Annotated in this window: 1 protein-coding gene; it reads left to right on the top strand. The window is 70.5% G+C overall.

Annotated features, from left to right (window positions below; translation table 11 throughout):
- Positions 1-346, top strand: a 346-nt coding sequence (locus R5H29_RS02130) for a 2Fe-2S iron-sulfur cluster-binding protein (protein WP_332328663.1), incomplete at both ends; no start/stop codon positions are given.

Raw genomic sequence — 346 nt, forward strand, 5'->3', positions numbered from 1 at the left:
GTGGACGCCGACGAGGGCACACCCCTCCTCTGGGTCCTCCACGAAAACCTCGCCCTCAGCGGCACCAAGTTCGGCTGCGGCATCGGCCAATGCGGCGCCTGCACCGTCCATCTGGACGGCGTCGCCGCCCGCTCCTGCTCCGTCGCCATCGAAACCGTGGGCACCCAGCAGGTCACCACCATCGAGGCCCTGGGCACCCCCACCGCCCCCCACCGCGTGCAGGCCGAATGGGTCGCCCGCCAGGTGCCGCAATGCGGCTACTGCCAGAGCGGCATGATCATGGCCGTCAGCGCCCTGCTCGCCAAAAACCCCGCGCCCACCGACGCCGATATCGAGGCGGAGCTCA

The organism is Stenotrophomonas sp. A3_2 (assembly GCF_036624925.1).
Lineage (GTDB): Bacteria > Pseudomonadota > Gammaproteobacteria > Xanthomonadales > Xanthomonadaceae > Stenotrophomonas > Stenotrophomonas hibiscicola.